Origin of the sequence: Hoyosella subflava DQS3-9A1 (genome assembly GCF_000214175.1) — a bacterium.
Taxonomy (GTDB): Bacteria; Actinomycetota; Actinomycetes; order Mycobacteriales; family Mycobacteriaceae; genus Hoyosella; species Hoyosella subflava.
This window is the reverse complement of sequence record NC_015564.1, coordinates 1,678,597-1,697,616: the sequence shown is the minus strand read 5'-3', so window position 1 is coordinate 1,697,616 and position 19,020 is coordinate 1,678,597. Positions and strand designations below refer to the sequence as shown.

The following is a 19,020-nucleotide window of genomic DNA, read 5'->3' as shown; positions in this document are numbered from 1 at the left end:
ACGCGTGAAGCAGCCAGAACCTAGACATCTGCGAGGCAACGGAGTATAAATTTCGGCATGACGAACTTTCCGCTTCGTTCCCCGAAAGTCAGGTTTTGGAGAACACTCATTGCGGCAACAGCCACGATGGGAATTGCAGCGGTAGTGGCATGCAGCGCACCCGCAGCGAGTGACGCTGACGACGAGCGCCCGCTCGTACTGACTACGTTCACGGTGCTTGCAGACATGGGCCAGAATGTGGCGGGTGATCACTTTCGCGTGGAATCCATCACCAAGCCCGGCGCGGAGATTCACGGCTACGAACCGACTCCGTCGGACATGCGCACGGCCGAGAACGCGGCGCTAATTCTCGACAACGGCCTTGGCCTCGAAAGCTGGTTCGAGAGATTTGTCACGACTGTGCGGGCACCCCACGCAGTCGTCACCGAGGGAATAGAGCCAATCGCGATCAGGGGCGGCGAATACGAGGGACAAGCCAATCCACACGCCTGGATGTCACCCACAGACGCGCAGGTCTACGTGGACAACATCGCGCACGCGTTCGCGGACCTCGACCCCGCAAACAGCGAAGATTTCTACCGCAACGCCGAGTCCTACAAGACCGAGATCGCCGCCATTGGCGATGACCTCGTCTCTGCGCTTGCAGAACTGCCCGAGGGCCAGCGCGCGCTAGTCACCTGTGAAGGCGCATTCAGTTACCTCACGCGGGACACCGGCTTACAGGAGGGCTATCTCTGGGCAGTAAACCAGGAGCAGGAAGGCACCCCACGGCAGGTCGCAGACCTCGTGAACTTCGTCCGCTCAAACAACGTACCTGCGGTGTTCTGCGAGTCGACCGTTTCCGATCGCGCGCAGCGTCAGGTCGCCCGCGAGACCGGCGCGGAGTTCGGCGGAGTGCTGTACGTCGACTCGCTATCTGGACCGGACGGGCCGGTCCCCACCTATCTCGACCTGCTTCGTCACAGTGCCGATGTGATCGTGGAAGGACTAACAGGATCATGACCTCCCAGCATGCACAGACACCCCCCTCACCCGCCATTGAGGTCCGTGATCTGACGGTCGCCTATCGTTCGCTCGTCGCCCTGCGCTCAGTGTCGCTGACGGTGCCGTGGGGGCAGGTATACGGGCTGATCGGCACCAACGGATCCGGCAAATCGACGCTCTTCAAGTCGATCATGGGCATTCTGCGCCCAAATAGCGGAACTGTTCTGATCAACGGCGGCAGCGCCGCGATCGCGCGGCGCCGCAGCCTGATCAGTTACGTCCCGCAAAGTGAAGATGTCGACTGGTCGTTCCCCCTCAGTGTCCGCGAGGTGGTGATGATGGGCCGCTACGGGTCATTGAATTGGCTCCGCACCCCTCGCCGCAAGGACCGCACTGCTGTAAGCGACGCGCTTGAGAAGGTTGGGATGGCCGACTTTGCCGATCGGCAGATCGGGCAGCTATCAGGCGGGCAGCGTAAACGCGTCTTCGTTGCCCGCGCACTGGCACAAGGAGCCGCCATTGTGCTGCTCGACGAGCCGTTCACCGGAGTCGACAAAACCAGCGAGGCCACGATCTCCTTCCTGTTGCGCAGGCTGGCAGCCGAGGGAAAGACGATCCTTGTTTCCACGCACGATCTCCATTCGCTGCCCGGTCTCTGCGACGCGGCTGCGCTCATCAACAAGACGGTTCTCCTGCACGGCACGCCTGCGGAAGTGCTGAAGCCGGACAACCTTGCCCTCGCTTTCGGCGCCAATCCGTTCGCGGCCCGTCATGGCGCCACGACAGGTGGCGCAACGTTCGTCCACGCACCGCTGGCAGGCTGACAATGGCCTTGCTGGACCTGATCCTCGACCCCTTGAACTTCGAGTTCATGCGGCGCGCCGTGATCGTCGCCACGGTCGCCTCAATAGTGTGCGCACTGCTCAGCTGCTGGCTGATCCTCATTGGGTGGTCGCTGATGGGTGACGCAATCTCCCATGCGGTTCTTCCCGGCGTTGCGCTCGCGTATCTTTTCGGTGCTCCCTTTGCGCTCGGAGCGCTTGCGTTCGCTCTGGCCGCAGTCGCCATGATCGGCACCATACGCCGAACAAGCAGGGTAAAAGAGGATGCCGCGATGGGGATCGTCTTCACCGCGCTGTTTGCGCTAGGACTGGTACTGATCTCGCGCAACCCTGCGCAGGTCGACCTGATGCACATCCTGTTCGGTAACCTGCTGGGAATTCCCTCCGCTGATCTGTGGCAAGTAGTCATCCTCGGTGCACTCGCCGCAATCGTGCTGATAGCGAAGCGGCGTGACCTCACGCTTTATGCGTTTGACAAGACCCATGCGCAGGCGATCGGGATCTCGGCCGGCAAGCTGGGTGCACTTCTCCTCGGCTTGCTCGCGGTCACGATCGTCGTGGCGCTGCAAGCCGTCGGTGTCATCCTCGTGGTGGCGCTACTCATCACGCCAGGTGCTACCGCCTACTTGCTCACCAGCCGATTCAACAGGATGCTTGTTCTCGCCCCGGTCATCGCTGTGGTGTGTTCCTTCGCAGGGATCTACTCCTCCTACTACTACGACGCGTCCACGGGCGGGATGATCGTCCTGGCGCAGTCCACTGCATTCGCCCTCGCGTACCTGTTCAGCCCCAGCCAGGGGCTCGTCACTGGCCTTGTCACCCATCGGCGCACCGCGCCGGCGCCGAACACTCCTCGCGATCTCGCGCCCGCGACCAACGCGACGGGGCGCGCGGGAGCGGAGAGCTGAACCGACGTGCCCGGCCAGAGTATGACGCGGTGAGTTGGATTGCCTAAGCTCGAAAGCGTGCCCCATGACAGAACGCAGATCGCGAAGCCGGTCGCGACGGATGGCGCTGCGTCATCAGCGCTGCCACCGCTCACCCCTGTCGCGCAGGACTACCTCAAGACAATTTGGTCGTTCTGCGAGTGGTCCGACGAGCGAGTCAGCACCAAGATGCTCGCGGAGAAGATCGGAGTTTCCGCATCGACTGTCTCCGAAGCGATCAAAAAGCTCGGTGAGCAGGGCCTCGTGGACCACGCTCGGTATGGTTCGATCGCACTCACCGAAGAAGGCAAGGCCGCCGCATTATCCATGGTTCGGCGCCACCGGCTGATCGAAACCTATCTCGTCCGGGAACTCGGCTACAGCTGGGATGAAGTGCACGACGAAGCTGAAGTACTCGAACATGCCGTCTCCGAACGCCTCATCGCAAGGATCGACGCAAAACTGGGGCACCCGAAGCGCGATCCGCACGGAGACCCCATCCCCACTGCAGACGGGTCCGTCCCGGCACCCGACGCGCGCCCGCTGAGTGACTACGACAACGGCGAAAGCGGACGGGTCGCACGCATCTCCGATGACGACCCACAGATGCTCCGCTACTTCGATTCAGTCGGCATCAACCTGGACAGTCACATCGAAATCGTCGAGCGGCGAGACTACGCGGGGACCGTCGCTGTCCGAATCGACCGCGCCGACACCACACTCGAACTCGGGAGCCTCGCTACCAACGCAATCTGGCTGACCATCAAGCGACGCTCAGAATCACAGAAGTCTGAGGCAGCAAGTACCTAGTGCCGTCTCAGGCCAGGCCCGACGGCCGGATCACAAAAACCGGGCTCGCACGGCGTCCGCGTTCCTCGAGCAGCGCGATCGCCTGTCCTGACTCAGCAACCGCAGCGTAGACACCACCTATTCCGGTCGGCTCTAGCCACCGTCCATGACGCAGCACACCGGCTTCACTGTCTGAGATCAGGCGCACCGGGAACAATCGGGATGCCGCCTCATCAAGCGACAGGCTTAATTTTGGGACCTCTGCGAGTTCGTCGAGAGTGAGAGCATCCGTTAGCGACAAGTCACCCACGTTCGTGCGTCGCAGTCGCGTGAGGTGCCCGCCGACTCCCAGGGCGGCACCGAGATCACGCGCAAGCGCGCGGATGTACGTTCCGCTCGAGCAGTCCACCGTCACGTCGAGGTCCAGGTAGCCACCGTCGCGATGCTCTCCATGGACGGCAAACCGGCTGACGATGACCTCGCGGGCCGCCAATTCAACTTCCTCACCGGATCGAACGATGTCATAGGCGCGCCTGCCCGCCACTTTGATCGCGCTCACCGCGGACGGCACCTGCTTGATCGTTCCCGTCAACGCCTCGACAGTGGGGCCATATTCGTTGGCAGTGATCAGGCTCGCGTCTGCGGAGCTTGTCACGTCGCCTTCGGCATCATCGGTACTCGTAGACGCACCAAGGCGAATGGTTGCATCGTACGATTTCGTGCTCAAGCTCAACAGTCCGAGCAGTTTCGTCGCGCGGTTGACGCCCAGAACGAGCACACCGGTCGCCATCGGGTCGAGAGTGCCAGCATGGCCGATTTTGCGGGTCTTGAAGATTCGCCGGCACCGGCCAACGACGTCATGACTGGTGAGACCGCCTGGTTTGTCGATGACGACCACGCCACCTAGCGCGTCCACAAGTTCACTCATGCGGCACCACGATAGAGGAGACGACTAGGTCGCCGTCGACGAGCCACTGGCCACGGAGTTCTGTCAGTGGAGCCCCCGAAGCCACGGCGCCATCAATCAGAATCGTGGACGTAAAGCTACCCGACCTGCCAGTGACGTCCACACTGAAGGTGATGTGAGCGTCTTCAAAACCCAGCCAGCGCCTCGTTATCGGGAACCACGCTTTGTACGTCGATTCCTTCGCGGAGAAAAGCAGCTTGTCGAAGTGAACATCCGGGCCGTGCTCACGTGCGGCTGATGCCAGCCACTCGCGCTCCGCGGCGATACTCACACTCGGCAGTACCCCCGACGGCAACGCGCTGTGAGGTTCTGCGTCAATCCCCACCGATCGGACATCAGAAAGCAAACCGACCACGGCACTGCGGTATCCCGTGCAGTGAGTCATGCTTCCGATCACTCCATCCGGCCATGTGGGTGCGCCTCTCTCGCCCTTCAGAATGGGCATTCTGTCACCTCCGGGTACGCCCAACTGCACCATCGCACGGCGGGCAAGGTGACGGACTGTGAAGAACTCACGCTGCCTTGTGGGAACCGCGCGAGCCACAGCCGCCCGCTCCGCAGTGGGAACGAAGGCACCGTCATGATCGGCGAACGCCTCAGCCGTCACCAGCGGAGCGGAAACGATGCGGTCGATCACGTGGACTCCTCACGCCGGAAGCTCGCCGGCAACATCAATGGTGGTGGCGGGTTTTCAGGCGCAGGCAAAATCTGCCGGAGGATCGGCTTCGGCATGCCTCTCCGCTTCCACTCCGGCGGATATCCGACCGAAACCTCCTCGAAGCGGACACCATCGTAGAACGTGCGGCGCGGGATGTGCAGATGCCCGTACACGGCACACATCGCGTTGTACCGAATGTGCCAATCAGCGGTGAGATCCGTGCCGCACCACAGGGCGAACTCTGGATACATCAGCATCTTGGTGGCCGCACGAACAAGGGGCCAATGATTGATGAGCACTGTCGGCAACTCGGGATCGAGTTCGTCGAGACGAGACTGCGTATATGCAACGCGTGCCTGGCACCACGCGTCCCGAGTCAAGTACGGCTCCGAGCTGAGCAGAAACTCGTCAGTGGCCATCACACCACGATCCCGTGCGACGCTCAGCGCCTCACTGCGGCTCGATGTTCCCTCTGGCCGCCACGTGTAGTCGTACAGTAAGAACATCGGGACAAGGGCGACAGGACCTCCCACTCCCTCCCATATGGGGAAGGGATCCTCGGGTGTGAGAACACCCAGCTCCCGGCACATCCGAACCAGATAGTTGTAGCGCGCGACGCCTTTCAACTGGCTAGGGTCGCGGGCGGTAGTCCAGAGTTCATGGTTGCCCGGCACCCAGATCACACGGCCGAACCGCTGTCGGATCCTGGCAAGGGCATTGCGGATGTCGTCAGTGCGCTCGGCAACATCACCTGCGACGATGATCCAGTCGTCCTTGGACTCCGGCTGAAGTTCATCCAGCACATGTCCATTGCCGCGATGGCCCACATGAATGTCGCTCACCGCGAAAACCTTCGCCACTCCGCGTCCTCCTCGTCGACGGTGCCGAATCCTATGCGGACCCTAGCGTTTCTCAACACGACGTGCTGATCACCCATTCCTCACGCGCACTCGGCGTCAGCGCGCTCCCCGCTCCGCACCTGCGATCGCCCAGCGCGCTGACCGCGTACGCCACACCACCGCCCCGGCCCGTAATAGAACGAACGCAGCGAGACCTGACCAGATCCCGTGGAGGCCCCAGTCGAACACCAGTGACAGCCAGATCAGCGGCAGGAAGCCGACAAGAGCCGCGAGCAAGGTCGACGTCCGCAGGAATGCGGCATCCCCGCTGCCCAGCAGCACCCCGTCGAGCGCGAAGACCACCCCTGCCACTGGGATCATGATGACGAAGAACCACCAGATCTCTCCGATGTGGCCCAGTACCCCCGGGTCCGCTGTGAAGATCCCCGGAACCATCGTGCTCCCTGCGGCGAAAGCTCCCGCCAGGCACACAGCAAAAACAATGGACCACCGCATTATCCGCCATGCTGCTTCTTTCGCAGCGATGACCATCCCAGAGCCGAGGAGCGCACCAATAATCGCTTGTGCGGCGATCGCGAGGGAATCAAGTGTCAGGGCAACAAAGTTCCACAAGTGCAGTACGACCTGGTGAGCGCCCACAGCGCCCGCGCCGAATCGAGACGCTACCGCGGCGGCGGAGAGAAAGCACGCCTGGAAGGCGAGGCTGCGCAGAATCAAGTCCCGCCCGAGGATGAGTTGGGCACGAATAACGCCGATATCTGGCCTGATTGGCGTTTGCGCTGGCGCCGCACGTCGCTCCGCCGCGAGTGCCCCGATAAAGAACGCGGCGGTGATCGACTGGCCGACAACGTTCGCGACCGCGGACCCGGGCAGCCCCAGTGCCGGAAAACCGGCGAGTCCGTGTACTAGCACTGGGCAAAGCACAGCTGATGTGCCCAGGCCGGCGACAACGAACCGTAATGGCCGCATCGTATCGTGGACGCCTCGTAGCCAGCCGTTGCCGGCCATGGCGATCAAAATAAGTGGTGCCCCGAAAATCCCGATGCGCAGCCAGCTTTCGGCTGCAGCCGCAATGTCAGCATCTCCGGTGAGGACGCTGAGCACAGGGCGGGCCACCGCTAACACCAGCACCACTACCGTGATTCCTGCCGCGATCCCGAGCCAGGTCGCTTGTATGCCTTCCCGAACGGCGGCAGCTCGGTTGCCAGCACCGTGATAGCGCGATGCGCGCGCCGTCGTACCGTACGTCAGGAACGTCAGTTGTGTGGTGACCTGCGCGAGTACGAGACCCCCGACCGCGAGTCCAGCAAGTGCTAGCCCACCGAGTCTGCCGACAACCGCAAAGTCATACAGCAGGTAGATCGGCTCCGCGGCGAGCACCGGAAGCGCAGGTAACGCAAGGCGCAGCACCGCGCGAGGTGTTGGCGGGTGGGCCTCAGGCGGTTTATCCGAGTTCACGGACGATAGAGGCGACGATGTGCTCAACAGTGTCGTCGTCCGCCGTGAAGCCCGCCGAGCGCGCGTGCCCGCCACCCCCAAGGGCCTTCGCGACCTTGGCGACATCCACCGACTGCTTCGACCTCAGGGACACCGACCACCGGCCTGGACCGAGTTGTTTGAGAACTGCGGCAACTTCAGCCTCACCAGTGGTGCGGACGATATCGACGACCGTCTCACGCTCATCCTCTGGTAACCCAGCCATGTCCTGAACGCGGACGACCGTGTAAACCAGTCCCCGGCCCTCTGCCGCCTCTGGAACGAGTTGCGCTTCGCCGAGTACCGCGGAGAGCATGGCAAGCCGACCGAACGGATGTGTATCGAGCAGCGCACGCGTGATTGCAGGTGCATCGATGCCCGTTCCGATCAGTCGGGCAGCGAGAAGGTGCGCTTCAGGCCCACACCAGCGAAATGAACCGGTGTCGGTGACGAGTCCCGCATACAGGCAATGTGCGACATCAGAGTCGATCGTCTCGCCCAAGCAATCATAAAGACGCGCGATGAGCATGCTGGTCGAATCCGCGGACGGATCGACGTAGTTGACCGACCCGAACCTCGTATTCGACCGGTGGTGATCGATGACGATGGAGGTCCGCGCACCACTCATCCGGTCAGCGAGGACCCCCAGACGGTCGGCACTGCCGGAGTCGACGGCGATCACAACGTCGGCCTCGGTCGCGACAGCATCGGGGCTGACGATGAGGTCCGCATGCGGCAATTCCGAGAAAACTTCAGGCAGCCCGAGCGGCTCACCGAACGAAACTTGCACAGGCACGCCCCACCGCTTCAGCGCTATGGCCACTGCGAGCCCGCTGCCGAGCGTGTCGGCGTCTGGGAAAACGTGACAGAGAACCGTTGCGGTGCTCGCACCGCGCAGCTCCCCGGCGATCTGCTCGAGCGCCTGCTGGTTGTCTGCTTCGGGGTGTGCGCCGCTGCTGGCCATCACCGCTGCCACTAGTTCTGCCGATCGTCAGGGAAGACTTCCGCGGGTCCCTCTTCCTCATCCTCATCATGGCTGCGATAAGGATCGGGATCGCCCGCATAGGTCGCATTCTCCCGCACTTTCGCGACTTCCTCATCGGCGGCACGCGCCTTGGCTAACAACTCCTCCATATGGCGGGCAGCGTCAGGGACAGAATCCAGCTTGAACGCCAAGGTGGGTGTGAACCGCACACCGGTACCGGCCCCGACTCGAGTACGTAACTGACCGCGAACCTTCTCGAGTGCGATCGCTGCGCCTTCAAGGTCCGGTTCAGTATCTAGCCGCGGCCCGCGCACCGTGTAGAACACGGTCGCATCACGCAGATCGTTCGTCACACGCGCATCAGTGATGGTGACAAACTCAAGGCGCGGATCTTTCACTTCATGCTCGATGGCGGTGGCGACGATGGCCATGATCCGCTTCGCGAGACGGCGCGCACGGGGTGGGTCAGCCATGGTGACCATCCTTCCTAGCTCGATCGGAACTCTGACAAATCCATGAGACACCATGCTGTAGGCCTGCGCCGTTCGCGGGATCAGTCCTCCGGTCCGAGGATACGGCGTCGGACCGACAACAAATCTAGCTCGGGTTTGGCCGCGACGTGGCGTTCGCACCGGTCCAGTACTTCGTGCACGTGGCCGATCTCGCCGCTCACGGCTGCAATACCGAAACTGGCACGGCGCAGCCGGTTGGCATCACCGACCTCGCTCGCGGCGACCGCGAACTTCTTCAGCTCAGCGAGGATGGGCTTCACCTGAGAGCGTTTTTCCTTCAGCGAGCGGATATCGCCAAAGAGCACGTCAATTTCCAGTGCGCCGACGTACATGACTCCCCTTTTGGCGTGACGTGAGGTATGTGAGGGGGCACCCGACGGCGCCCCCTCACATTGCACATCAATCGCGCGGCTTCTCGCGCATCTCGTAGACCTCGATGACGTCGTCGACCTTGATGTCCGAGTACGAGAGGGTGAGACCACACTCGAAGCCCTCGCGGACCTCAGTAACATCGTCTTTCTCTCGACGCAAGGTCTGGATCGACATCGTCTCAGCGACGACTGCGTTGTCCCGAAGGAGCCTCGCCTTGGCGTTGCGGCGCACGACACCTGACTGGACCATGCAGCCCGCGATGAGACCGATCTTGGACGACTTGAAGATCGCACGGATCTCCGCCCGGCCAAGCTCAACCTCTTCGTAAATCGGCTTGAGCATGCCCTTGAGAGCCTTCTCAATCTCATCGATCGCCTGGTAGATCACCGAGTAGTACCGGATCTCCACGCCTTCGCGGTTCGCGAGCTCCGTCGCTTTGCCCTCGGCCCGGACGTTGAACCCGATGATGATGGCGTTCGATGCCGATGCCAGGTTGACGTTGGTCTCGGTCACGCCACCGACACCACGATCGATCACGCGAAGTTCGACTTCATCACCAACGTCGATACCCAGAAGCGCCTCTTCGAGGGCCTCCACCGTTCCGGAGTTATCACCCTTGAGGATGAGGTTCAGCTGATGAGTTTCCTTCAGTGCTGAATCAAGATCCTCGAGGCTGATTCGCTTCCGGCTCTTCGCCGCGAGCGCGTTGCGCTTGCGTGCGTTGCGCCGGTCGGCGATCTGCCGGGCGATACGGTCCTCGTCCACAACGAGGAGGTTGTCGCCCGCACCAGGCACGGACGTAAAGCCAATGACCTGGACCGGACGTGAAGGCAGCGCCTCGTTGACGTCGTGACCATTCTCGTCGAGCATTCGCCGCACGCGGCCATATGCATCGCCAGCAACGATCGAGTCGCCAACACGCAATGTGCCGCGCTGGATGAGGACTGTCGCGACAGGTCCGCGGCCACGGTCGAGGTGAGCTTCGATCGCGACACCCTGTGCGGGCATGTCCGGATTGGCCCGCAGATCCAATGTGGCATCTGCGGTCAGGAGGACCGCTTCGAGCAGCGCGTCGATGTTGAGACCCTGCTTCGCCGAAATCTCGACGAACATGGTTTCGCCACCGTATTCCTCGGCAACTAGACCGTATTCGGTCAACTGCTGACGAATCTTGTCCGCGTTGGCACCCTCGACATCGATCTTGTTCACCGCGACCACGATCGGCACGTCAGCGGCCTGCGCGTGGTTCACCGCTTCAACGGTCTGCGGCATCACACCGTCATCCGCCGCGACCACGAGGATTGCCACATCCGTCGCCTTGGCACCACGGGCACGCATCGCGGTGAACGCTTCGTGACCTGGGGTGTCAATGAAGGTAATGAGACGTTTGACGCCTTCAAGATCAGACTCGACCTGGTAGGCACCGATGTGCTGAGTGATGCCACCGGCTTCACCTTCACGCACATTCGTCTTACGGATGGTGTCAAGCAGTCGCGTCTTACCGTGGTCGACGTGACCCATGACGGTCACCACAGGCGGCCGCTGCTCGAGATCCTCTTCCTCGCCGTCATCCTCTCCGTAGGAGAGATCGAAGGACTCGAGGAGCTCCCGGTCCTCGTCCTCGGGGCTGACGACCTGAACGTTGTAGTTCATCTCGCCACCGAGGAGCTCAAGAATCTCGTCGCTCACCGACTGTGTTGCCGTCACCATCTCGCCGAGGTGGAACAGCGCTTGCACCAAGGCTGATGGGTTCGCATCGATCTTCTCAGCGAAGTCAGCAAGTGACGCGCCACGGGCTAGCCGCACCGTCTCGCCGTTGCCCCTTGGCAAACGAACGCCGCCGACGCTGGGCGCCTGCATTGAATCGTATTCCTGGCGCTTCTGACGCTTCGACTTCCGTCCCCGGCGCGGAGCACCACCTGGACGGCCGAATGCACCTGCGGCACCGCCGCGGCCACGGCCACCCCCACCGGGACGACCACGGAAACCGCCCGGTGCGCCACCGGGGGCACCACCTGGAGCGCCGCCACCTGGAGCACCTGCACCCGCGGCAGGAGCGCCGCGGAATCCACCGCGGCCGCCACCGCCGCCGCCACCACCGGGACCGCCACCTGGGCGGCCCGGACGGGCACCGGCTGCCCCGCCACCTGGACGAGGCGCCCGTGAAGGCATCTGTCCTGGGGTTGGACGCGACGGCATGGAGCCGGGACTGGGCCGTGATGGCATCTGGCCAGGAGATGGACGTGGCCCGCCCTGGCCTGCTGGAGGACGGCCCGTTCCGCCGGGAGCTGGTCGCCCACCACCTGGAGCGGGACGCGCGCTCGGGCGTGACGGCATCTGGCCAGGAGTTGGCCGTGGCCCGCCCTGCCCCGGTGCGGGCCTGGCTCCACCGGCGGGCGGCCGCGGTGCGGGACGCCCTGCGCTCGGCGCGGGGCGCGGCGGAGGCGCGTCACTGGGGGCGCTGAATGGATTGTTGCCGACGCGCGGTGCGCGCTGGCCGCCCGGTTTAGGTGCGACCGGTCGCGGGGCACCTGATGCGGGAGCATCTGGCGCAGCATCACTGGGGGCACTCGGCGCGCTGGCTGCCGGAGCCTCCGGCGCGGCGGGTGATGAACTGGCCGCGGCAGGACGAGGCTGTCCTGGCTTGGGTCCACCTGCGGCGTCGACTGGCTTCGGCCCACTTGGTGCCGGTGTCCCGGCATCTCGTGGCGCTGCGGGCTGCGCAGGTGCGGCTGCCGCAGGTGCCTCAGGGGCTGCTTTCGGCGCTGCCGCAGGACCGGGCTTGGGGCCAGGTTTGGCGGCTTCCTCACCGCTGGGCTTCGGAGCAGGCCTGGCGCCACCGGGTTTAGCCGGCTTGCCAGGCGTCTTTGCGGGCGCAGCAGATTCTTTGGATGACGCAGCCTGAGTCGAGTACGCCTCACGCAGCCGACGGGCAACGGGGGCTTCGACGGTTGACGAGGCGGACTTGACGAACTCGCCTTGTTCTTTGAGTTTGGCCAGAAGTTCTTTACTTGTGACCGTATGTCCTGATGTGCTGAGCTCTTTCGCAAGCTCGTGCACGCGGATCTTGCCTGGCACTACTCTCCTCACTAGTGAGGCCGAGCGGTGTCAGGTTCCGCACGACCTCGGGTTATCGCGGATGGTTACTCATCGCGGGTACTTCATGGTCTGCTCATAAGTGCTCGTGCCTACCCTTCTCGCAGGTCATGCTTCATGGTTCGCGCGCGCTCCAGCCGTTACAGCTGAGCTGACAGTTCAGCAGCCTAGCTGAGATGCCCGCCGCGAGTCTCCTCACTGACATGGGCGCCGCTCGCCACAATGATGCTAGCGAGCGCTGCCACGTCAGTCTCACCCGACACTCGGAGTGCTCGACCGAACGCTCGTCGCTTTTCCGCCTTAGCCAGACACTCAGGGTCGAAGTGCAACCATGCACCTCGGCCTGGCATCCGCCGATGCGGATCGGGAAGAACAGTGGTGCGAGATGAATCGCTCTGCTGCGCCACGACCCTTAGCAGATCAGCGGCTAACGCTCGGCGCCGACACCCCACGCAAGTCCGGACCGGTGCTGCAGGTCGCGGGTACGTTTCGGAAATCGAGCGGATACTCACGTTGAACCACCCAACACTCTACCGCGAATTCAAATTGCGCGTTAACCGCCCTGGTGGCGGCACGCCATGCGTTGCTTTGAGCTGCGCCGGCGTGGCGCGTTCCTGCGAACCGCCACGCCTCAGCTATCTAGTGGATTCGCCAGCAACGGAGTCGCTAGCGTCACTTCGAATGTCAATACGCCACCCGGTCAGGCGCGCAGCGAGGCGCGCGTTCTGACCTTCCTTGCCGATCGCGAGCGAGAGCTGGAAATCGGGCACAACCACCCGGGCTGCCCGCGCGGCGAGATCGACGATGGAAACGGAGACCACACGCGATGGCGACAGCGCGTTTGCGACAAACTTCGCCGGATCGTCGTCGTAGTCGATGATGTCGATCTTCTCACCGGCCAGCTCACTCATGACGTTGCGCACCCGCTGCCCCATCGGTCCGATGCATGCACCCTTCGCATTCAGACCGGACACGTGCGAGCGAACCGCGATCTTTGAACGATGCCCTGCCTCGCGCGCTACCGCGACAATCTCAACTGAGCCGTCTGCGATCTCCGGGACTTCCAGCGCGAACAGCTTCCGGACGAGGTTTGGATGAGTTCGTGACAGCGATATCTGGGTACCGCGCGGGGTGCGTGAGACGCCTACGACATAGCACTTCAGGCGGACACCGTGCTCATAACTCTCGCCTGGAACTTGCTCTGCGGACGGAAGTACGCCCTCGGTCTTGCTAATGTCGCTGCCGATCCGCACGATGACGAGCCCTCGGGCGTTCGCGCGTGTATCTCGCTGGACAACGCCGCCGACGATCTCGCCTTCATGAGTGGCGACCTCTCCGTACGTCCTGTCATTCTCAGCGTCGCGGAGACGCTGCAAGATGACTTGCCGGGCCGTGGTGGCCGCGATGCGGCCGAAACCCTCAGGCGTATCGTCCCACTCAGCAACGAGGTTCCCCTCCTCGTCGTACTCACACGCGATAACGCTGACGATTCCTGTCTTACGGTCGATATCGATCCGCGCGTGCGGCTGGTGACCCGCCGTGTGCCGATACGCCGTCAGCAACGCCGTCTGGATGGCTTCAATGACCGTGTCAACGGGGATGCCCTTGTCATCCTCGATCGCGCGCAGGGCTGAGATATCGATGTTCACTTGTTTCGCTCCTTATGTCCGCCGCCCGCTCCACCCGCACCCTGCACCCCTTGTGCGAGTTGAATCTCCCGTGGATCTGGCTCCGAGAACTCTACCTGCACGACGGCTTTCCCAATCTCCGCCAGTGCCACCACTCGGACCTGCGGACCTGGCTTACCAGGCACGACAATTTCCACGCTGTGCGGGTCCAGCTCAGGAATGAGAGCACCGACACGGCCGCGAAGCGATTTGCCGCCAACCGTCATCTGCACTTTCCGGCCCCTGGCGCGGCGCCAGTGGCGTGGCGCCGTCAGCGGACGATCCACCCCAGGCGAGGTGACTTCCAATACGTACGGCGCCTGTCCAAAGGTGTTAGCCGCATCGAGAACCTCGGAAATCTCGCGGCTCAACGTCGCCAGCGCATCAATATCCGGCCTCGAATCCGCGTCCACGACTACCGAGATCATGCTGCGTTTCCCTGCGGGAGCGACACGAACCTCTTCGAGGTCAAGTCCGCGCCGCTCCACATAGGGAGCCACAATTCCGACCACGTCTTCCCGGGACGGCACCGGCATGTATGCACCCTTCGCCTCGATGTTGATGTTTCGCGCGTTCCAGCGTCACGTGAGCGCCCTCGCACCCCGTGGCCACCTAGCTTAACGCGCCAGTGATGGCAGGATGATCGTGTGCACGACGCAGAGGAGTTCCCCGGCCTGTCTCGCCGGGCTGTTGTCCAGGTCACAGCATTACTCCTGGCGGGCGCCGTCATCCCCGGTTGCGCCACCGAAATCAGCGAGCCCGAGCCAGACCCCCTCATCGCGCAGCGTGAACTTGCGCTGCGGGACGCTCGCGCTGCTGCGGCACAGGATTTTTCTGACACCGAGTGGGCCGCCGCCGTCGCTGACCAGCGTGCGGCACACGCGACTGCGCTTGACGCGGAAATCCGGCGACTTGCACGACCCAGCACCGACACCGCCGAAACCGAAGACGGCGAGGACGTACCGGATGGCAGCGCCCCGCCTGTGAGTCCTCCCGAACTTGAGGCCTACCTGGCGGACAGCTCCCGTTCGGCGCGCGGTGCAGTGTCGGCCCTTACTGGCTACCGGGCTGGGCTGCTGAGTTCAGTGGGCGCGAATTGTGCGGCATATCTCGCTCTTGCCACTGAGTTGTCTCCGCCCGCTGCCTCAGTGCCGGATGGCCTCGCCCTTGCCGGCGATCCAGGGATGGATTCGCTCCGCACGGCTCTCGAACGCGAGCATGCGGCAGTGTTCAGCTACGGGGTTGTGGCGGCATTCAGCCTTCCCGAGCGGCGCGCGTTCACTGCGGCCGGGGCCGAGGAGCACCGCGCGCGTCGCGACGCCGTGTCAGGGCTGCTTGCTCGCGCTTTCGGCGAAGCACCTTTGGCAGCCCCTGCGTATGACCTCCCCTTGGATGTGGACTCACCAGTCACAGCGGCGGAACTGGCGGTGTCCGCTGAGCAGGAGTGCGCGGCAGCCTGGCGTGCCGTGACTGAACGGGCTGAGAGTGCCGATTTGCGGGAGTTCGGTGTAGGCGCGCTCACCGAGTGCGCGCTGCGCACCGCACTGTGGCGCGGCGTGCTCGGTGCCGCGCCTGTTCCGGATCCATTCCCGGGCCAGTTGGACTAGAAAGTGCCAGCGCGCCTACGTGACGAGAGCAATCGCGAAGCCATCCCATCCCTTGGAGCCCACCGTCTGAATCGCGGTTGCGGTGAGTCGCGGATGTCGTCCGATCGCTTCGAGACCGCGTCGCACTCCAATCGCTGCTTCGTCAGCAGAGTCGGGATTGAGGATCGCACCGTGCCATACCGCGTTGTCCAGTATCAAAACCGCTCCCGGCCGCGCAAGTTCGACAGCAGCATCGATGTAGGCCGGAATGTTCTCTTTGTCGGCGTCGATAAAGATGAGATCGAACGGGTCCGCACCAGACCTCCCGAGCTCTGTCAGCGTGTCGAGCGCTGGGCCCACTCTGATTTCGGCCCGATCGCGTAGCCCGGCTGCTGCGATGCTTTCGGCCGCCACTTCAGCGTGGCGCGGTTCCAGTTCGAGGGATACGACGGTGCCACCCGGCTGGAGACCGCTGGCCAGCCAAATCGTGCTATACCCGCCCAGGGTCCCAATCTCCAGCACCCGTCGAGCGTGGATCATCTGGACGAGCAGCTCCAGGAGCTTGCCGTGATTAGGCATCACCTCGATGCGGGGCATCCCCTCGTCGTCAGCGCGCTCGACGACAGCACGGAGGTTGCGCGCCTCCGGCACCAGTGTTTCGGTCAGGAACACCTCGACAGCATCGAAATCCGTCTGCGTGCCCGGCGGATGATTATTAATGGCCATAGCCCGATCATGCCTCAGGACGGTTGCGTCAGCTCCGAAACCACTTCCGCAGCGGTCACCTCACGGCTGGCACCAGTAATGCGATCGCGGATCTCGACCAGGCCGTTCGCCCAGCCTCGCCCCACGACGACTACCTGCGGAACGCCAAGCAGCTCGGCATCCTTGAACTTCACCCCTGGAGAGGCTTTCCGGTCATCAAGGATGACGCGCACGCCCGCCGCATCGAGAGCTGCAGCGATCTCCTCGGCGCCGCTCCACGCTGCTGCATCTTTGTTCGCGATCACGATGTGCACATCTGCTGGCGCCGCTTCGCGCGGCCACCGCAGACCCTTCTCGTCGTGCATTTGCTCCGCGATTACGGCTACCAGCCGCGAAACCCCGATTCCGTAGGAACCCATGGTCACCCGTGCGGGCTTGCCATTCTCGGCGAGTACGTCGAGTTCAAAAGCATTCGCGTACTTGCGCCCGAGCTGGAAGATATGGCCGATCTCGATTCCCCGCGCGGAAACCAGAGTGCCCTTGCCGTCCGGGGAGGTGTCACCGTCACGCACTTCCGCCGCCTCGATCGTGCCGTCTGCTTCGAAGTCCCGGCCGGCAACGAGATCGACGACGTGCTTCCCGTCTTCATCCGCGCCCGTGATCCAGCGGGTGCCCGCGACAACGCGAGGATCCACCAAGAAGCGTACTTTGTTGGCGAGCAGCGCTCGTGGGCCGATATAGCCCTTGACGAGGAACGGGTATTTGGAGAAGTCATCGAGGATCTCGAACTCGGCAGGCGAGATCGCCGCCTCAAGACGCTTCAGATCGACTTCACGGTCGCCCGGGACACCCACCGCGAGTAACTCCCACTCGCCGCCTGGCTGCCGCACCCGCACAAGGATGTTCTTCAGCGTATCCGCCGCGGTCACCGGCCTGCCGAGCCGCTCCGAGACCTCCGGTACACCGTTCGCCCACTCCACGAGAGTGGCGATTGTCGGCGTTCCAGGTGTATCGAACACCTTCGCTGTGGGCAGACCGTCGATGGGCTGCGGGGGTGGCGGTGTTGTCGTCACGGCCTCCACATTCGCGGCATAGCCAGATTCTGGGCAGCGCACGAAAGTGTCTTCACCAACTTCACTTTCAGCGAGGAACTCTTCAGAGGCGCTGCCGCCCATCGCGCCAGAGGTTGCCGCCACGATCACGTATTTCAGCCCCAAGCGATCGAATATTCGCTGATATGCAACGCGGTGCTTCCGGTAGGACTCCGCAAGACCTTCATCGGTGACGTCAAAGGAGTACGAATCCTTCATGATGAACTCACGGCCACGGAGAATGCCGGCTCTGGGGCGCTCTTCGTCCCGGTATTTTGTTTGGACCTGGTAAAGGATGACTGGCAGATCCTTGTAAGAGGAGTACTCCCCCTTGACTGTCAGCGCGAAGATTTCCTCGTGGGTAGGGCCAAGCAAGTAGTCGGCCTTCTTACGATCTTTCAGCCGGAACAGTCCGCCACCGTACTCGGTCCACCGATTGCTTGCCTCGTACGGTTCCCGCGGCAACAGTGCGGGCAGGGAGATCTCCTGGCCCCCCATCGCGTCCATCTCTTCTCGCACGACACGCTCGACCTCACGCAATACGCGCAGTCCTAGCGGCAGCCACGAGTAAATACCTGGCGCCACGCGGCGGATGTAGCCCGCACGAACAAGCAGTTTGTGGCTTGGCACCTCAGCGTCGGCGGGGTCGTCACGGAGCGTGCGGAGGAAGAGGCGAGACAAACGGGTGATCACGAGGAGCCAGACTATCGCGTTTCTCTGACAAAACACGAAAGCGAATAACCGATAAGGTGAGTGCCCGTGCTTATCCTGCTTCCGCCGTCTGAGACGAAGGCCACCGGTGGTGAAGGCCCACCGCTGCGCCTTGATCAGTTGTTCCTGCCCTCGCTGACCAAGGTTCGTGAAACGATTCTCAACGCTCTGGTCGAGGTTTCCGCATCGCCAAGTGAAGCGGCAGCCGCTCTGAAACTTGGGCCGAAGCAGTTGAACGAGGTCGAGCGCAATAGTGCGCTGCGAAAAGCGCCCACCATGGCCGCGATCGAGCGCTATACGGGGGTGCTGTATGACGCACTCGATGTTGGTTCGATGACTCTCTCGCAGCGCGGCCGCGCGGGCGAACGCCTCGCGATCGGGTCTGCTCTGTTCGGCGTGGTGGCAGCTGACGACCCGATTCCGTACTACCGGCTGTCGGCGGGATCCCGGCTCCCCGGTCTCACCTCGCTGAGGTCGCTGTGGCGCCCACTTCTCGGCGACGCCATCCAGCGCGAAGACTCGCGGCTCATTATCGACCTTCGTTCAGGCGGCTATGCGGCCCTTGGGCCGGTCGAAGCCGCGATCACCGCGACGGTGCTGACCGAACGACCGGACGGAACGCGTTCGGTCGTCAGTCACTTCAACAAACACCACAAGGGCGTGCTGGCCCGGGCGCTTGCAACAACGCGGTCCGAGCCACGGACAATCCACGCGGTCGCACGAGTCGCTGTACGCGCGGGCCTCAACGTGGAAATCGCTGGCGACCGCGAGCTAGTCGTTCTCACGAGTTGAT

At 63.1% G+C, this 19,020-nt stretch carries 19 protein-coding genes; 6 read left to right on the top strand and 13 right to left on the bottom strand.

From position 1 onward, the window contains the following. The first annotated feature begins 57 nt into the window (after window positions 1-57). The 4 genes from AS9A_RS07895 (at window position 58) to AS9A_RS07880 (ending at window position 3,562) form a co-directional block, all read left to right on the top strand. A complete protein-coding gene (locus AS9A_RS07895) occupies window positions 58-1,002 on the top strand; it encodes a metal ABC transporter substrate-binding protein (protein WP_013806433.1) in 945 nt (314 codons plus the stop codon). Then, a complete protein-coding gene (locus AS9A_RS07890) occupies window positions 999-1,808 on the top strand; it encodes a metal ABC transporter ATP-binding protein (RefSeq protein ID WP_013806432.1) in 810 nt (269 codons plus the stop codon). The genes AS9A_RS07895 and AS9A_RS07890 overlap by 4 nt, the downstream gene beginning before the upstream one ends. Window positions 1,809-1,810: 2 nt before the next feature. Beyond that, window positions 1,811-2,734 (top strand): metal ABC transporter permease, encoded by a 924-nt coding sequence (locus AS9A_RS07885; protein ID WP_013806431.1) that lies wholly within the window; start codon window positions 1,811-1,813, stop codon window positions 2,732-2,734. A 78-nt stretch (window positions 2,735-2,812) separates the two neighbouring features. Further along, the gene (locus tag AS9A_RS07880; RefSeq protein WP_049793866.1) at window positions 2,813-3,562 is read left to right on the top strand and encodes a metal-dependent transcriptional regulator; all 750 of its coding nucleotides are present in this window, start codon (window positions 2,813-2,815) and stop codon (window positions 3,560-3,562) included. A gap of 7 nt (window positions 3,563-3,569) precedes the next feature. Here AS9A_RS07880 and truB read toward each other — a convergent pair whose 3' ends face one another. The 11 genes from truB to rimP all read right to left on the bottom strand — a co-directional run bounded on the left by truB (window position 3,570) and on the right by rimP (window position 14,670). Beyond that, window positions 3,570-4,469: a tRNA pseudouridine(55) synthase TruB gene (gene truB, locus AS9A_RS07875; protein WP_041450949.1), complete on the bottom strand. Its 900-nt coding sequence runs from the start codon at window positions 4,467-4,469 to the stop codon at window positions 3,570-3,572. Then, the gene (locus tag AS9A_RS07870; RefSeq protein ID WP_013806428.1) at window positions 4,462-5,145 is read right to left on the bottom strand and encodes a 4'-phosphopantetheinyl transferase family protein; all 684 of its coding nucleotides are present in this window, start codon (window positions 5,143-5,145) and stop codon (window positions 4,462-4,464) included. The genes truB and AS9A_RS07870 overlap by 8 nt, the downstream gene beginning before the upstream one ends. Further along, a complete protein-coding gene (locus AS9A_RS07865) occupies window positions 5,142-6,026 on the bottom strand; it encodes a metallophosphoesterase family protein (protein ID WP_013806427.1) in 885 nt (294 codons plus the stop codon). Before AS9A_RS07865 ends, AS9A_RS07870 begins: the two co-directional genes overlap by 4 nt. Window positions 6,027-6,122: 96 nt before the next feature. Then, on the bottom strand, window positions 6,123-7,436 hold the full coding sequence (locus AS9A_RS07860; protein WP_013806426.1) for an MATE family efflux transporter: 1,314 nt from the start codon (window positions 7,434-7,436) through the stop codon (window positions 6,123-6,125). Between the two features lie 34 nt (window positions 7,437-7,470). Then, window positions 7,471-8,466, bottom strand: coding sequence for a DHH family phosphoesterase (locus AS9A_RS07855; protein WP_049793865.1), 996 nt, complete (start codon window positions 8,464-8,466; stop codon window positions 7,471-7,473). A gap of 11 nt (window positions 8,467-8,477) precedes the next feature. Beyond that, window positions 8,478-8,960: a 30S ribosome-binding factor RbfA gene (gene rbfA / locus AS9A_RS07850; protein WP_013806424.1), complete on the bottom strand. Its 483-nt coding sequence runs from the start codon at window positions 8,958-8,960 to the stop codon at window positions 8,478-8,480. 80 nt (window positions 8,961-9,040) lie between these two features. Continuing rightward, window positions 9,041-9,331, bottom strand: coding sequence for a DUF503 domain-containing protein (locus AS9A_RS07845; protein ID WP_013806423.1), 291 nt, complete (start codon window positions 9,329-9,331; stop codon window positions 9,041-9,043). A 67-nt stretch (window positions 9,332-9,398) separates the two neighbouring features. After that, complete coding sequence (gene infB, locus AS9A_RS23215; protein ID WP_083826491.1) at window positions 9,399-12,449, bottom strand: translation initiation factor IF-2; 3,051 nt, start codon at window positions 12,447-12,449, stop codon at window positions 9,399-9,401. A 185-nt stretch (window positions 12,450-12,634) separates the two neighbouring features. Beyond that, window positions 12,635-12,979 (bottom strand): YlxR family protein, encoded by a 345-nt coding sequence (locus tag AS9A_RS23210; RefSeq protein ID WP_083826490.1) that lies wholly within the window; start codon window positions 12,977-12,979, stop codon window positions 12,635-12,637. A gap of 123 nt (window positions 12,980-13,102) precedes the next feature. Further along, entirely contained in the window at window positions 13,103-14,116 is a 1,014-nt protein-coding gene (gene nusA / locus AS9A_RS07835; protein ID WP_013806419.1) for a transcription termination factor NusA, read from the bottom strand. After that, complete coding sequence (rimP, locus tag AS9A_RS07830; RefSeq protein ID WP_013806418.1) at window positions 14,113-14,670, bottom strand: ribosome maturation factor RimP; 558 nt, start codon at window positions 14,668-14,670, stop codon at window positions 14,113-14,115. The genes nusA and rimP overlap by 4 nt, the downstream gene beginning before the upstream one ends. Before the next feature lie 111 nt (window positions 14,671-14,781). Here rimP and AS9A_RS24580 point away from each other — a divergent pair, with 111 nt between their 5' ends. Continuing rightward, on the top strand, window positions 14,782-15,741 hold the full coding sequence (locus tag AS9A_RS24580) for a ferritin-like domain-containing protein (RefSeq protein ID WP_013806417.1): 960 nt from the start codon (window positions 14,782-14,784) through the stop codon (window positions 15,739-15,741). A 15-nt stretch (window positions 15,742-15,756) separates the two neighbouring features. Here the strand turns inward: AS9A_RS24580 and AS9A_RS07820 are convergent, their stop codons facing one another. Together AS9A_RS07820 and AS9A_RS07815 are read right to left on the bottom strand one after the other, a co-directional pair. Further along, on the bottom strand, window positions 15,757-16,446 hold the full coding sequence (locus AS9A_RS07820) for an O-methyltransferase (RefSeq protein WP_013806416.1): 690 nt from the start codon (window positions 16,444-16,446) through the stop codon (window positions 15,757-15,759). A gap of 14 nt (window positions 16,447-16,460) precedes the next feature. Beyond that, complete coding sequence (locus AS9A_RS07815) at window positions 16,461-18,209, bottom strand: proline--tRNA ligase (RefSeq protein WP_013806415.1); 1,749 nt, start codon at window positions 18,207-18,209, stop codon at window positions 16,461-16,463. A 66-nt stretch (window positions 18,210-18,275) separates the two neighbouring features. Between AS9A_RS07815 and yaaA the strand changes: the two genes are divergently transcribed. Then, window positions 18,276-19,019 (top strand): peroxide stress protein YaaA, encoded by a 744-nt coding sequence (gene yaaA / locus AS9A_RS07810; protein ID WP_013806414.1) that lies wholly within the window; start codon window positions 18,276-18,278, stop codon window positions 19,017-19,019. Window position 19,020 lies beyond the last annotated feature (1 nt).